The sequence below is a fragment of the Sphingomonas sp. PP-CE-3A-406 genome, assembly GCF_003688625.1.
Taxonomy (GTDB): domain Bacteria; phylum Pseudomonadota; class Alphaproteobacteria; order Sphingomonadales; family Sphingomonadaceae; genus Sphingomonas.
This window is the reverse complement of record NZ_RCWY01000001.1, coordinates 877,864-892,509: the sequence shown is the minus strand read 5'-3', so window position 1 is coordinate 892,509 and position 14,646 is coordinate 877,864. Positions and strand designations below refer to the sequence as shown.

The following is a 14,646-nucleotide window of genomic DNA, read 5'->3' as shown; positions in this document are numbered from 1 at the left end:
CCGTTAACCGCTCATCAGCACGCCGCGGAACAACGGATCCTCGAGCGCGCGGCCGGTGCCGAGCGCGACGCAGGTCAGCGGGTCCTCGGCGACCGTCACCGGCAGCCCGGTCTCGTCGCGCAACACCTCGTCCAGACCTTGCAGCAACGCGCCGCCGCCGGTCAGAACGATGCCCTGGTCGACGATATCCGCGGCCAGCTCCGGCGCGGTGTTCTCGAGCGCGACGCGGACGCCCTCGACGATCGTCGCGACCGGCTCGCTCAGCGCTTCGGCGATCTGGCCCTGGTTGATCTGGATCTCCTTGGGCACGCCGTTGACGAGATCGCGGCCCTTGATCTGGATGATCATGCCGATGCCGTCGACCGGCGGCTTGGCGATGCCGACCTCCTTCTTGATCCGCTCCGCGGTCGCTTCGCCGATCAGCAGGTTATGGTTGCGGCGCACATAGCTGACGATCGCCTCGTCCATCTTGTCGCCGCCGACGCGCACCGAGGTGGTGTAGGCGAGACCACGGAGCGACAGCACCGCGACTTCGGTCGTGCCGCCGCCGATGTCGACCACCATCGAACCGATCGGCTCGGTCACCGGCATGTCCGCGCCGATCGCCGCCGCCATCGGCTCCTCGATCAGCCAGACCTGCGAGGCGCCCGCGTTCGACGCGGCATCGCGGATCGCGCGGCGTTCGACCTTGGTGGAACCCGACGGCACGCAGATCACGATTTCGGGCCAGCGTGCGAACTTGCGCGGCCCGTGGACCTTCTGGATGAAATACTTGATCATCTGCTCGGCGACGTCGATGTCCGCGATCACGCCGTCACGCAAAGGACGGATCGCCTCGATGTTGCCCGGCGTCTTGCCCATCATCATCTTGGCGTCGTCGCCGACTGCCTTGACGCGCTTGATCCCGTTGATCGTCTCGACCGCGACCACCGACGGCTCGTTCAAAACGATGCCGCGGCCACGGACGTAGACGACGGTGTTCGCGGTGCCGAGGTCGATCGCCATGTCGTGCGACATGAACTTGAAGAAACGCGAGTAGAAGGCCATTCAATCAGGGTCCCGTATCCAGTCCGCCGGACGGGCGAACCGCCAGCAAAAACATGCGCACACACATCATCTCGCGGAGCCCGCCGGTGGTTTCGAGCACCGGGTGCCTATACTATTTAAGTGGCGTTTGCGGGTCGCGGGATGCCGTCGCTTGGTCTAGACGCAAACCCATGTCAATACGGCGTCTCCCCGAGCATCTGGTCAATCGCATCGCCGCCGGTGAAGTGGTGGAAAGACCCGCCAGCGCGTTGAAGGAGTTAGTCGAAAACGCCATCGACGCAGGGGCAGGGCGCATCGCGATTCTCCTTGTGGAAGGTGGCACGTCGCGGATCGAAGTCGCCGACGACGGCTGCGGGATGACCCCCGCGGACATGGCCTTGGCGCTCGAACGCCACGCCACCTCGAAGCTGCCCGACGAGTATATCGAATCGGTCGTGACGCTCGGTTTTCGCGGCGAGGCGCTGCCCTCGATCGCGAGCGTCGCGAGGCTGACGATCGAAAGTCGCATCCGCGGCGCCGAAGGCTGGGCGCGGACCGTCGACAACGGCCGCGTCGAGCGCGAAGGCCCGGCCGCGCTTCCGCCCGGCACGCGCGTGGTGGTCGAGGACCTGTTCGCGCGGGTCCCCGCGCGCCGCAAGTTCCTCCGCTCCCCGCGCGCCGAATACGCCGCCTGCCTCGACGTCGTCCGTCGGCTCGCAATGGCGCGACCCGACATCGGCTTCACGCTCGAGCATGACGGCCGCCGCGCGCTGTCGGCAATGCAGGTCGAGGATCGGCCGGGCAGGGTGGCGACGCTCACCGACCGCGCGCTCGCCGACAATTCCGTCGCGATCGATCTGGAGCGCGAAGGTCTGGTCCTCGGCGGCGTAGCAAGCCTGCCGACCTACAATCGCGGTATCGCCGACCACCAGTATCTCTTCGTCAACGGCCGCCCGGTAAAGGACCGCCTGCTGATGGGCGCGATCCGCGGCGCCTATGCCGAGATGCTCCCGCGCGACCGCCACGCGGTGGTGGCGCTGTTCCTCGACATCCCCACCGACCAGGTCGACGTCAACGTCCACCCCGCCAAGACCGAAGTCCGCTTCCGCGACCCCGCGATGGTCAGAGGCCTCATAGTCTCGGGCTTGCGCCGAGCCCTCGACGCCGCCGGCCACAGAAGCCAACGCGCCAGCGAGTCCGCCCTTTCAATGTGGCAACCAGAAAACATCTCCTCTTCCCCCGGGGGAGAGGAAGGGGCCCGTCCGCAAAGCGGATGGGAAGGTGAGGGCACGCCCCAAAGGCTGCCGCTGGAAAACCGAAGCTACGGCGCAGTCAACGATTCCCGCCCGACCTTCTTAGCGTCACCCCCACAGGCGCGCGCAGAACCCGCCTGGGCACCCCCACCCCAAACCATAGCCTTCCCCATGGGCGTAGCCCGCGGCCAAGTGGCAAAAACCTACATAGTCGCCGAAGCCGAAGACGGCCTCGTCCTAGTCGACCAGCACGCCGCCCACGAACGCCTCGTCCTCGAACGCATGCGCGCAGCCCTGATCGGCGGTACCATCGCGTCCCAGGCCCTCCTGATTCCCGAAGTCGTAGAGCTCGACGAGTCCGCCTGCGACCGCCTCGAATCCCGCGCCGAAGAACTCTCCGAATTCGGCCTAGACCTCGAACGCTTCGGCCCCCACGCCATGCTGGTCCGCGCCACCCCCGCGCTGCTAGGCCAGAGTGATCCCAAAGGCCTCGTCACCGACCTCGCCGACGAACTCGCCGCCTTCGACGAAGCCCTGTCCCTAAAGGAGCGCCTGGACGCGGTAGCCGGCACGATGGCCTGCCACGGCTCCGTCCGCGCCGGCCGCATCCTGTCGGTCCCCGAGATGAACGCGCTCCTCCGCGAAATGGAAGTCACCCCCCATTCCGGCCAATGCAACCACGGGCGCCCGACCTGGGTAAAACTCGCCCACGGTGACATCGAGAAGCTGTTCGGGCGAAAATGACACTGCACTCTGATGTTGATCAGCTCGTTGGAACGCTCGAAGCAATGACGAGATTGCTAAGGCTGCACGGTGACGGCGGATGGGCCGAGCAGATCGAGCGGTGCAGATCGAGTATCGCACGGTCCGACTATCATGGCGTCGACCGGCTTTTGCGTCTCTACGCCGGAATGGGATCGCTGAACGACGTGATCCTGCAATCCGGTGGCGTCGCGCCAGCGGAAGACAACGAACAGTTCGACGCGCTTCGCACCGACGCTTGGGAACGGGCACACGTACTGGCGCGGAGCAAAGCGGGCGCGAACGGCGAATGACCGCTCAATTCTGTCATCCTGACAAAAGTCAGAATCCAGAGTTTAGTGCGGCCCCGCTCATGGCTCTGGATCCCGGATCAAGTCCGGGATGACGCGTGGGGAGGGCGCGTCATCCTCCTTCCATCTTGCACATTGGCTTCGTGGTAGTGGGCCGTCTCCTCCGTCATGCCGGGCTTGTTCCGGCATCCACCGTTCCGCGAACTCGGGGCGTGGAGTTCGCGGCACGGTGGACCCCGGAACAAGTCCGGGGTGACGGGCGTAACCGACCAAACATAGCCTTTGCTCGCCATCCCGGGCAGAAGGCCGCAAATGGACTCCCTCTCCCTATTCGGCCTAGCCGCGGTATCCTTCACCCTGCTATGTTACGCCAAGGAAGCCGGCTCGCACTGGTGGACGCTCGGCTTCGCCTTCGGGTGCGTGCTCGGCTCGATCTACGGGTTCCTCCAGGGCGCGTGGCCGTTCGGCGTAGTCGAGATCATCTGGACGGTCGTCTCGTTCCGCCGCTGGCTAGCGATGCGCCGAGCCGTGCCCTCGCCCGCGGAACCGGTCGCTTGACACTGCGTTAGCGCGCGCCTATTCGAACTCTCCCCGACACGACGGTTCCGGCGGCGCTTGTTTGCGTTCGTCGCTATCGTGCGTTCGGATCATCGCTAAGAGATGGGCTTTGTGCAGCCATGCCGAAGCCCGTGGAGCAGGAGAACCAAGTTCATGGCACGTATCGCGGGTGTTAATATCCCGACCAACAAGCGCGTGGTGATCGCGCTGACCTATATTCACGGCATCGGTTCGACCAAGGCCAAGGAAATCGTCGCGAAGCTCGGCATCGCCGATACCGCCCGCGTCCAGGACCTGACCGACCAGGAAGTCCTGCACATCCGCGAGACGATCGACGCCGATCACACCGTCGAGGGCGATCTGCGCCGCCAGACCTCGATGAACATTAAGCGCCTGATGGATCTCGCCTGCTATCGCGGCCTGCGTCATCGCAAGGGCCTCCCGGTCCGCGGCCAGCGCACGCACACCAATGCGCGCACCCGCAAGGGCAAGGCCAAGCCGATCGCCGGCAAGAAGAAGTAATCCACTTTTTCAATGGATTACTCCGCCGGCGCTGGTCCCAACGGGCCGCCCGGCGTCACGCAGATACAGGTCAGGAAATACACCATGGCACGCGAACCTCAGCGCATTAAGCGGCGCGAGCGCAAGAACATCACCTCTGGCGTCGCTCACGTGAATGCCAGCTTCAACAACACCATGATCACGATCACCGATGCTCAGGGCAACGCGATCTCGTGGTCGTCGGCCGGCGCAATGGGCTTCAAGGGCTCGCGCAAGTCGACTCCGTACGCGGCCCAGGTCGCAGCGGAAGACGCCGGCAAGAAGGCCGCCGAGCACGGCGTCCGCACGATCGAAGTCGAGGTCAAGGGTCCTGGCTCGGGTCGCGAATCGGCACTGCGCGCGCTTCAGGCAGTCGGTTTCCAGATCACGTCGATCCGCGACGTGACCTCGATCCCGCACAACGGCGTGCGCCCTTCGAAGCGTCGTCGCGTCTGATTCTCCGCCTCCCGTGCGCGGTTGATCGCGCCGCACGGGTGTATTTTATTGGTCGGCGGACACACCCGTTCGTCGGCCCCCAAATTAGGGGAAGCATGTGTCTGTCAACGCAAAGAACTGGCAGGAACTCAAGAAGCCCAGCGGCCTGGAGAAAAAGGCCGGTGGCGACACCAAGCGCAAGGCGACCTTCATCGCCGAGCCGCTCGAGCGTGGCTTCGGCCTGACGCTCGGCAACGCGCTGCGTCGCGTGTTGCTCTCGTCGCTGCAGGGCGCGGCCGTTACCTCGATCAAGATCGAGAACGTGCTGCATGAGTTCTCGTCTCTGGCCGGCGTCCGCGAGGACGTGACCGACATCGTCCTCAACGTGAAGCAGATCGCGATCCGCATGCAGGGCGAGGGGCCGAAGCGCCTCCAGCTCTCGGCAACGGGTCCGGGTGAAGTCAAGGCCGGCGACATCGCCGTCTCGGGCGACATCGAGATCATGAACAAGGATCTCGTGATCTGCCACCTCGATGAGGGTGCGACGCTCAACATGGAGCTGACCGCCGACATCGGTAAGGGTTACGTGCCCGCGACCGCAAACCGCCCGGCCGATGCGCCGATCGGTCTGATCCCGGTCGATGCGCTGTACTCGCCGGTACGTCAGGTTTCGTACAAGGTCGACCCGACCCGCGTCGGTCAGGACCTGGATTACGACAAGCTGACGCTGACGATCGAAACCGACGGCACGATCACCCCGGAAGACGCAGTCGGCTATGCCGGTCGCATCCTCCAGGACCAGCTCGCGCTGTTCGTCCACTTCGATGATTCGTCGGTGACGCGTTCGTCGGCCCCGATCGGCCAGGCAGCACCCGCTGCCGGTGGTGCGGAGCCAGCAGGCGACACGCAGCAGATCAACCGTTACCTTCTCAAGAAGGTCGACGAGTTGGAACTGTCGGTGCGTTCGGCGAACTGCCTCAAGAACGACAACATCATCTACATCGGCGATCTGGTCGGCAAGACCGAAGCCGAGATGCTGCGTACGCCTAACTTCGGCCGCAAGTCCTTGAACGAAATCAAGGAAGTGCTGTCGTCGATGGGTCTTCGCCTGGGTATGGAAATCCCCGGCTGGCCACCTGAGAACATCGAAGAGATGGCCAAGAAGCTCGAGCAGGAGATTATGGGTTGATTTCGCACCGAGGCAAGCAAGCTTGCCTCGGAGACGAAACAACCCGGCCGGCGGGTCGGTTTTGGCCGACCCGTTCGACGACACGGCTTCGCCGAGTCGCCACCCGGCTGGAGACGAGGGGAAGGGCCGAGGAAGCGTCCTAGGCGTGACCTTATCCTAACCTTTGAACGAAAGGCGATCGGTCGCGGCCTCAACGGCGACCAGCTCCCGGGTACCTCATACGGCCCCTGAACGAACGAAAAGGTATTAAACATGCGCCATCGCGTAGGCGGCCGTAAGCTTCAGCGGACCTCGGCCCACCGTCTTGCTCTGTTCCGCAACATGAGCGCCGCGCTCATCAAGCACGAGCAGATCACTACCACCGTCGCCAAGGCGAAGGAACTGCGTCCCTACGTCGAGAAGCTGATCACGCTCGCGAAGAAGGGTGGCCTGTCCAACCGTCGTCTCGCGCACGGCAAGCTGCTCGACGATGCGCAGCTGATCAAGTTGTTCGACACGCTCGCGACCCGTTATGCGGATCGCAACGGCGGCTACACCCGCGTCATCAAGGCCGGTATCCGCATGTCGGATGCCTCGCCGATGGCCGTCATCGAGTTCGTCGACCGCGACGTCTCGGCGAAGGGCCAGGATTCGGGTCCGGTGATGTCGGACGAGGATTACAACGAAGCGGCATAATCCCCGCCTCTCGTTAGTAGAATTGCAGGCCGCGTTTCCCATCCGGGAGGCGCGGCCTCTTTCGTTACGCCCTCCATCCGGCTATGCGCCCGACATGGAGCACCCAGACAGCATTCTCATCGTCGATTTCGGCAGCCAGGTAACCCAGCTGATCGCCCGCCGCGTGCGCGAGGCTGGCGTCTATAGCGAGATCGCCCCCTTCCAGTCCGCCGAGGCCGCGTTCGACCGGATGCAGCCCAAGGGCATCATCCTCTCGGGCGGCCCCGCCTCGGTCACCACCGAGAACTCCCCGCGTGTGCCGCAGCGCTTCTTCGAGGCCGGCATTCCGATCCTCGGCATCTGCTACGGCCAGCAGGTCATGTCCGCGCAGCTCGGCGGCAACGTGATCGTCTCGGGCGATGGCGGCGAGTTCGGCAGCGCCTTCATCGAGGTCAAGTCCAACTGCGCGCTGTTCGACGGCCTCTGGGCGGAAGGCGAGCGCCATCAGGTCTGGATGAGCCACGGCGACAAAGTCGACGCGATCCCGCCCGGCTTCACCCCCGTCGCCACCTCGACCGGCGCGCCCTATGCGATCGTCGCCGACGAGGCGCGGCGCTTCTACGGCGTGCAGTTCCATCCCGAGGTCGTCCACACCCCGGATGGCGGCAAGCTGATCGCCAACTTCGCGCGCCACGTCTGCGGACTCAGCGGCGACTGGACGATGGCCGAGTTCCGCGAGACCAAGATCGCCGAGATCCGCGCACAGGTCGGCAAGGGCCGCGTCATATGCGGCCTGTCGGGCGGCGTCGACTCGGCGGTCGCAGCGGTGTTGATCCACGAGGCGATCGGCGAGCAGCTCACCTGCGTCTATGTCGACCACGGCCTGATGCGCGCGGGCGAGAGCGAGCAGGTCGTCAGCCTGTTCCGCGGCGCTTACAACATCCCGCTGATCCACGTGAACGTCGAGGAGCTGTTCCTCAGCGGCCTCGCCGGGATCACCGACCCCGAGCTGAAGCGCAAGTTCATCGGCAAGACCTTCATCGACGTGTTCGACACCGAGGCGAAGAAGCTCGGCGGCGCGGAGTTCCTCGCACAGGGCACGCTGTACCCGGACGTGATCGAGAGCGTCAGCTTCACCGGCGGTCCGTCGGTGACGATCAAGAGCCACCACAATGTCGGCGGCCTGCCCGAGCGGATGAACATGAAGCTCGTCGAGCCGTTGCGCGAGCTGTTCAAGGACGAAGTCCGCGTGCTCGGGCGCGAGCTTGGCCTCCCCGAGATCTTCGTTGGCCGCCACCCGTTCCCCGGACCCGGCCTCGCGATCCGCATCCCCGGCGAGGTCACCAAGGAACGCTGCGACATCCTGCGCAAGGCCGACGCGATCTATCTCGAGGAGATCCGCGCGGCGGGGCTCTACGACACGATCTGGCAGGCTTTCGCGGTTCTGCTGCCGGTCCGCAGCGTCGGCGTGATGGGCGACGGCCGCACCTACGACAACGTGCTGGCGTTGCGCGCGGTCACCTCGACCGACGGCATGACCGCGCAGGCGTTCCAGTTCCCCGGCGACTTCCTGCCCCGCGTCGCGACCCGGATCATCAACGAGGTCAAGGGCATCAACCGGGTGACGTACGACTACACGTCGAAGCCCCCTGGCACGATCGAGTGGGAATGAGGGGCGCCGCGGACCTATGATGGGGTGTACGCCCAGTCGTGTGTCCTGATGATCAGCGCCCCCTTTCTTCTGAACCGAGATAGATCGCGTTTTTTTGGTTCTCGAACCTCTTGAAACGCGATTTCGTACGAAATATTTTGCCGCTGCCGGGCGCCGAACGGGTCCGGCGGGACATTGAGGGCGTCGGCTCTCCTCCGACGCTTCTCATGCCCAAATTGCTTCATCAGGAGGATTTGGAAATGAGAAACACGTTTGACTTTGCACCCTATCGGCGTTCGACCGTCGGCTTCGATCGGTTGTTCAACCTGCTCGAAACCGGGCTTCGCGAGGATGAAGGGTATCCGCCCTTCGACATCATCCGCGACGGCGAGGACCGGTACCGGATCACGCTCGCGGTCGCCGGGTTCCGTCCCGACGAGATCGAGATCGTCGCGCAGCAGAACCAGCTCGTCGTCACCGGTCGCAAGGCCGACGAGAAGGACGGGGCGCAGTATCTGCATCGGGGCATCGCCGCACGGTCGTTCGAGCGGCGGTTCCAGCTCGCCGACTTCATCGAGGTCGGAACTGCCCGGTTCCAGGACGGGCTGCTCAGCCTCGATCTCCAGCGCGTGGTGCCCGAGGCGATGAAGCCGCGCCGGATCGAGATCGATGCGGTGCTATCTGCCGAGCAGGTCGAAGCGCAGCCGGAGAAGACGCTCGAAGCGGCGTAATTGCTTAAGCATTGCCGGCCCGCGTCGCCGGGTCGGCAATGCCTTTCTAAGTACCGGCAATAGGTTCGTCGCCACCTTCCTGTGCCGGTTGCGATGGCCAACCGCGCGTATCCGCTCTATCCAGCTCGGCGATAGACAGATTGGGTACGGACGAAAGATGCGAAGGTGCCGCCGTTTTTCGATATCGCATTGGCGTGATACTGGCATCGCGAGCGGATATCCGACTATGCTGCGTTGCACGTCGGGCGGGTCTGAATGAAATTCGACCGGCTCCGATCACTGACGGGAGTGCTGATGGCTGTCGTCGGTGCGCCGCTGCTGCTCGGCGCGGCGGATCCCCCGGCCTGGACGCGACCCCAGGCGCCGTTCCCGATCGCCGGGCCGATCACTTACGTCGGCAGCGAAGGGATCGCCGCCTATTTGATCAAGACGAATGCGGGTGCGATCCTGATCGACGGCACGCTCGCCGAGAACGCTGGCATGATTGCGCGCAACATCGTTGCGACCGACGTCCGGCTCCGCGATGTGAAGTTGATCCTGGTTACCCATGCGCATTTCGATCACGCCGCCGGCGTGGCCGCGCTCAAGCGTGCGACCGGTGCTCGCGTGGTCGCCGGCGCTCGGGATGTCCGCGCGCTCGAAACCGGCATCCCACCGGGCGAGACCACTTACGGGGTCATTCGCTTTCCAAAGGTGCACGTCGATCGCGGCGTGCGTGACGGCGACACGGTCACGCTCGGCAACGTAACGCTCACGGCACGCGCGACGCCGGGGCACACGCCCGGGTGCACGACCTGGACGATGCGGATCCGCGCCACGCCGCGCGCGCTCGACGTCGTGTTCCCGTGCAGCGTCAGCGTTGCGGGCAACCGCCTGATCGGCAACCGCGCCTATCCCGGCATCGTCGGGGATTACCGCCGCAGCATCGCGATGCTCGGCACGTTGCACGCCGATATCGTCCTGCCGTCGCATCCCGAACTCGCCGACGTGATCGCGCGCGGCAAGCGCCGTAAAGCGGGCGATGCGGCCGCGTTCGTCGATCCGACCTTGCTGCCGAAGATCGTCGCGAAGGCGCGGACGGCGTTCGACGCCGACCTCGCCAAGCAGGCACGCTGAGCGTCGATGCTGGTTCTTTGCGGCATCGCGGTGATCGTCGCCGGCTTCCTGCTCCGGTTCAATCCACTGCTCGTCGTCGCGGTGTCCGCACTCGTCACCGGGCTCGCCGCTGGACTTGCCCCACTCGCGATCCTCGCCGCGTTCGGGAAGGCGTTCAACGAGAACCGCTACGTCACCGTGATCTACATCGTGCTGCCGGTGATCGGGATGCTCGAACGCCACGGATTGCAGGAACGCGCGCGGCTCGCGATCGGCAAGCTGCGTGGTGCGACGGTCGGGCGCTTGCTGATAGGGTACCTGCTGTTCCGCCAGTTGACCGCGGCGCTCGGCCTGACCTCGATCGCCGGCCCCGCACAAAGCGTCCGGCCGCTCGTTGCGCCGATGGCCGAAGCCGCCGCCGAAGCGCAGGGCGTTGCGACCGGCGGCGACCGCATCCCGGCGATGGCGGCCGCGACCGATAACATCGGGCTCTTCTTCGGCGAGGATATCTTCATCGCGATCGGCTCGATCCTGCTGATGAAGGGTGTCCTCGAAGGCTATGGCATCGTCATCCAGCCGCTCCACCTCTCGATGTGGGCGATCCCGACCGCGATTGCCGCATTCCTGATCCACGGCTTCCGCCTGTGGCTGCTCGACCGCCGGCTGGCACGCGCGCGGTGATCGGCACCGGCTTCATCTACGGCGTCGCCGGCCTGATGTTCGCGGCGTTCGGGGTCCTGAGCTTGACCGATCGCGCCAACCCGAAGCGCTTCGGCAATGCGGCGTTCTACGCGGTGCTGGCGATCAGCTTCCTGCTTGGCGGGCGGCTGGGCGATGTCGGTAACGGTATCCTCGTCCTGGCGCTCGTCGCGATTGCCGGCTCGGGTGCGATGGGGCGGGGCGGGCGTGCCACCACCACGCTCGACGAACGGCGTGTCGAGGCCGCCCGGCTCGGCAATTGGATATTCCTGCCCGCACTGATCATCCCGGCCGCAGCACTTGGCGGCACGGTCCTGTTCCGCGCAGTCCCGAGCCTCGTCGACCCGAAGCAGGCAACGCTCGTCGCGCTGACCTGCGGCGTTCTGATCGCGCTGGTCGCGATGCACCTCTGGTTCCGCCCGCGCGTCGCGACGCCGCTCGCCGAGGGCGTCAGGCTGATGGATGCGATCGGCTGGGCTGCGGTCCTCCCGCAGATGCTGGCAAGCCTCGGCGCGGTGTTCGCGCTGGCCGGCGTCGGCGATGTCGTCGGCGGTCTCGCCGGCCACGCGATCCCCGAGGGGAGCCTGATCGGCGCGGTGCTCGCCTATACGCTCGGCATGGCGCTGTTCACGATGATCATGGGCAACGCGTTCGCGGCGTTCCCGGTGATGGCGGCGGCGATCGGCATCCCGCTGCTCGTGCGGCATTACGGCGGCGACCCCGCGGTGGTCGCGGCGATTGGCATGCTCAGCGGGTTCTGCGGCACGCTGATGACGCCGATGGCGGCGAACTTCAATCTCGTCCCCGCGGCGTTGCTCGAGTTGAAGGACAGGAACGCCGTCATCCGCGCGCAGGTGCCGACTGCACTGCCGCTGCTCGCGGTCAACATCGGCTTGCTGTACTGGCTCGGGTTCAGGTGACTGTGAGGGGTTTGCGATGACCGACTGGACGATGACGCGACGATCCGCGCTGACCGCGATGGCGGCGACGATCGCCGTACCCGCGGCGGCAAAGCGCTCGGTACGGCTGATCGCAGGAACCTACTCGCGAGAGGGCGGCAAGGGCCTCTACCCGATCGGTTACGATCCCGATCGCGACCGGTGGCAGGTCGAGGCACCGATTCCCCGGATCGACGACGCGTCGTTCGGCGTGGGAGGCGGCCCCGGCGGCGCCTATTACCTCGTGCGCGAACAGACGCAGGGCGAGATTTCGGCGTATGCGCCGGGCTGGACGAAACGCGGGACCGCCCCCACCAAGGGTGCGGATCCGTGCTACGTCGCGCTCGACCGCGCCAGCGGCTGCCTTGCGATCGCGAATTATTCCAGCGGCGGCGTGGCGTTCCACCGGCTCGATCCGCGGACCGGCGTGCCGGGCGACCCGGTGCTGTTCGACCATGTCGGCAAGGGGCCCAATACGGCACGTCAGGAAGGGCCGCACGCGCATTGGGTCGGCTTCAGCCCGGACCGGCGGTGGCTGCACTCGATAGATCTCGGGACGGACACGCTCTACGCCTATCGCTTCGATGCGACAGCGCGGACGCTGGCTCGCCCGGTTGCGGCTTGGCACGCGGATTCTGGCGCGGGGCCACGCCACCTCGTGCATCACCAAAGATTGCCGCGCGCCTATGTCGTATGCGAGCTTTCGAACACGCTGGTGACGCTCGATGCGGGCGCGGACGGCCGCTTCGTCACGCGGTCGCGGCTGTCGACGTTGCCGGTGGGCTATCGCGGCGCGTCGCAGGCGGCGCATATCGCGATCGATCCGACCGGCCGGCGGCTCTACGTCTCGAACCGCGGACAGAACGGCATCGCCGTGTTCGCGCTCGATGCGGCGGGGGTACCGACGCTGCTCCAGCACATTGCCAGCGGTGGCGACTGGCCGCGCTTCTTCCTGCTGCTCGACGACGCGCGCCGGATGGTGGTCGCCAACGAACGATCGGCGACGCTGGCGATCTTCGCGATCGGTCCGGATGGCAGGCTGTCCGCGACCGGAAAACAGCTCGCCGTACCGGGCGCGGTCTTCCTCGGCCGGCTTTGACCGGTCAGCGCGCGCGACGTTCGAGCAACGGCACCGCCGCCTCGTAGCGCGCCTGCGCCTCGAACGGCGTCGACCCGGTGGTCACGTCGATCGTCTGCCGCTGGATCGGTCCCGCGCCGGGTACGGCCGGCGACCAGCGTGGTAACCCGGCGGCGTTGGGATTGCCCGTCTTGATGAACGCTGTGAAATACCCCTGGAAGACCGCCGAGATCCGGCGGTCGTCCGCGGTCCAGGCATAGGCCGGGTTGGTATCGAGATTGCCCAGCGCATATTCGATCTCCGCGCTGTGCACCGCGCCAAGCGGTGCGACATCGGGATTGGTCAGCGGCGGCAGCGCCCGCGGCCGCGGGTGTGCGAAATAATAATAATAGGTCGGCTGTCGCGAGCGGCGATGCAGGTCGAACCATTGCCAGGTCGATGCGCCGAGAAACGCGTCGCTCGCCAGCGCGGTCGCGGCGGCGGGAACCGCGGCGTCGGATGCTGCCGGATACAGCGCGAACAGCGCGTCCGGGTCCGCGTAGAGCGTACCGATCGCGGCGCGGTAGTTGGCGACGGTAGGCGGCTGACCGCGCAGGATGCTGGTCCACGCGCCCTCCTGCGAATTCGAGCCGACCAGCAACGGCACGCGGGCGGCATGACCCGCGGTGTAAGTATCGATCGGCGGTTCGGTGAGGAACAGCCCGTCGACGATGAAGTCCGCCCCCGCGTGCGCCTGATCCTGCGCCTTGAGCAGATCGGCCGCGGGCATCGCACGGAGGGCGGCCAGCGAGGTGGCTCCAGCAGCGCGGGCAAACGCCTCGCCTTGCGTCGTGGCGGTCGCGAGCGGTTTCGGCCGGAAGGTCGGCGGAAGGACACCCCCGCTTTCGCCGATCGCGCGCGCGAACCGCGTCCGGGTCAGCGGCGACGTCATCAGCACGCTGACCGACATCGAGCCTGCGCTTTCGCCGCCGATCGTGATCCGTGCGGGATCGCCGCCGAACGCGGCCGCATTGCGACGGACCCATTCGAGCGCCGCCGCCTGATCGAGCAATCCGTAATTGCCCGCGGCATGCGCCGGGGATTCCGTCGCCATCTCGCCGGTCGCGAGGAAGCCGAACACGCCGAGGCGATAGTTGATCGTGACGACGACGATCCCCTGACGCGCCATCGCCGCACCGTCGTAGCGAAGTTCGGAACCGTCGCCGGCGATCGCGCCGCCGCCGTGGATGTAGAACAGCACGGGAAGCTTCGCGCCCGGCTTGGTGCCGGCAGGCGTCCAGACGTTGAGCGTCAGGCAATCCTCGTCGATCCGCGGCGAGCGAAACTTCATGTCGGCGAACAACGGCTGTTGCATGCAGCGCGGCCCGAACGTGTCGGCCTGGCGCACGCCGCTCCAACGGGCAGCGGGCTTGGGTGGTTGCCACCGGAGCGCACCGATCGGCGGCGTGGCGTAGGGGATGCCGAGATATGCGTCGACGGGGGGCGCCGCCGCCGCCGCCGCCGCCGCCGCCGTCGAAGTCGCCAGACGCGTGCCGCCGAGCATGCCCTCCGCAACGCGCGCCTGTTGCGCGATCGCTGGTACCGCCAGCATGCCGCTCGCCAGCGCCGCTCCGCTTGCCATGGCCATTATCGCTGCCCGCATGTCATCCTCCATTTTGGTTTGGAGCGACGGTCGCAGGTTGCCGGGACGTTGCCAAGGTAAAGGGCCATCCGCGCAGCAATCTCCCCGTTGGGGGGACGATACCGT

At 66.2% G+C, this 14,646-nt stretch carries 15 protein-coding genes; 13 read left to right on the top strand and 2 right to left on the bottom strand.

Going from position 1 to position 14,646, the window contains the following annotated elements; translation table 11 throughout:
• Positions 1 to 3: 3 nt before the first annotated feature.
• Positions 4 to 1,047: a rod shape-determining protein gene (locus C8J44_RS03910; protein WP_055878614.1), complete on the bottom strand. Its 1,044-nt coding sequence runs from the start codon at positions 1,045 to 1,047 to the stop codon at positions 4 to 6.
• Positions 1,048 to 1,217: 170 nt separating this feature from the next.
• On the opposite strand from C8J44_RS03910, the gene mutL reads away from it, so the two are divergent.
• From mutL to C8J44_RS03850, 13 genes are all read left to right on the top strand, one after another.
• Positions 1,218 to 3,023, top strand: coding sequence for a DNA mismatch repair endonuclease MutL (mutL, locus tag C8J44_RS03905; protein WP_121903405.1), 1,806 nt, complete (start codon positions 1,218 to 1,220; stop codon positions 3,021 to 3,023).
• 44 nt (positions 3,024 to 3,067) lie between these two features.
• The gene (locus tag C8J44_RS18105) at positions 3,068 to 3,334 is read left to right on the top strand and encodes a DUF6966 domain-containing protein (protein WP_147453116.1); all 267 of its coding nucleotides are present in this window, start codon (positions 3,068 to 3,070) and stop codon (positions 3,332 to 3,334) included.
• 309 nt (positions 3,335 to 3,643) lie between these two features.
• Positions 3,644 to 3,889, top strand: a complete 246-nt coding sequence (locus tag C8J44_RS03900) for a hypothetical protein (protein WP_121903404.1) — start codon at positions 3,644 to 3,646, stop codon at positions 3,887 to 3,889.
• A gap of 153 nt (positions 3,890 to 4,042) precedes the next feature.
• Positions 4,043 to 4,411: a 30S ribosomal protein S13 gene (gene rpsM / locus C8J44_RS03895; protein ID WP_056015521.1), complete on the top strand. Its 369-nt coding sequence runs from the start codon at positions 4,043 to 4,045 to the stop codon at positions 4,409 to 4,411.
• Positions 4,412 to 4,495: 84 nt separating this feature from the next.
• Positions 4,496 to 4,885, top strand: a complete 390-nt coding sequence (gene rpsK, locus C8J44_RS03890; protein WP_031395237.1) for a 30S ribosomal protein S11 — start codon at positions 4,496 to 4,498, stop codon at positions 4,883 to 4,885.
• Between the two features lie 97 nt (positions 4,886 to 4,982).
• A complete protein-coding gene (locus C8J44_RS03885; RefSeq protein WP_031395236.1) occupies positions 4,983 to 6,053 on the top strand; it encodes a DNA-directed RNA polymerase subunit alpha in 1,071 nt (356 codons plus the stop codon).
• A gap of 252 nt (positions 6,054 to 6,305) precedes the next feature.
• Positions 6,306 to 6,728 carry a 50S ribosomal protein L17 gene (gene rplQ, locus C8J44_RS03880; RefSeq protein ID WP_056047937.1) on the top strand — a complete coding sequence of 141 codons (423 nt, stop codon included), beginning with the start codon at positions 6,306 to 6,308 and terminating at the stop codon, positions 6,726 to 6,728.
• A 94-nt stretch (positions 6,729 to 6,822) separates the two neighbouring features.
• Positions 6,823 to 8,379 (top strand): glutamine-hydrolyzing GMP synthase, encoded by a 1,557-nt coding sequence (guaA, locus tag C8J44_RS03875; RefSeq protein WP_056482672.1) that lies wholly within the window; start codon positions 6,823 to 6,825, stop codon positions 8,377 to 8,379.
• 239 nt (positions 8,380 to 8,618) lie between these two features.
• Positions 8,619 to 9,089 (top strand): Hsp20 family protein, encoded by a 471-nt coding sequence (locus C8J44_RS03870; RefSeq protein ID WP_121903403.1) that lies wholly within the window; start codon positions 8,619 to 8,621, stop codon positions 9,087 to 9,089.
• A 294-nt stretch (positions 9,090 to 9,383) separates the two neighbouring features.
• Entirely contained in the window at positions 9,384 to 10,205 is an 822-nt protein-coding gene (bla, locus tag C8J44_RS03865; RefSeq protein ID WP_259466694.1) for a subclass B3 metallo-beta-lactamase, read from the top strand.
• Between the two features lie 6 nt (positions 10,206 to 10,211).
• Positions 10,212 to 10,865: a DUF969 domain-containing protein gene (locus C8J44_RS03860; RefSeq protein ID WP_121903401.1), complete on the top strand. Its 654-nt coding sequence runs from the start codon at positions 10,212 to 10,214 to the stop codon at positions 10,863 to 10,865.
• Positions 10,862 to 11,803, top strand: a complete 942-nt coding sequence (locus C8J44_RS03855) for a DUF979 domain-containing protein (protein ID WP_121903830.1) — start codon at positions 10,862 to 10,864, stop codon at positions 11,801 to 11,803. The genes C8J44_RS03860 and C8J44_RS03855 overlap by 4 nt, the downstream gene beginning before the upstream one ends.
• Before the next feature lie 16 nt (positions 11,804 to 11,819).
• A complete protein-coding gene (locus C8J44_RS03850; protein WP_121903400.1) occupies positions 11,820 to 12,920 on the top strand; it encodes a lactonase family protein in 1,101 nt (366 codons plus the stop codon).
• Positions 12,921 to 12,924: 4 nt separating this feature from the next.
• Here the strand turns inward: C8J44_RS03850 and C8J44_RS03845 are convergent, their stop codons facing one another.
• Positions 12,925 to 14,541, bottom strand: coding sequence for a carboxylesterase/lipase family protein (locus C8J44_RS03845; protein WP_220683071.1), 1,617 nt, complete (start codon positions 14,539 to 14,541; stop codon positions 12,925 to 12,927).
• Positions 14,542 to 14,646: the final 105 nt, after the last annotated feature.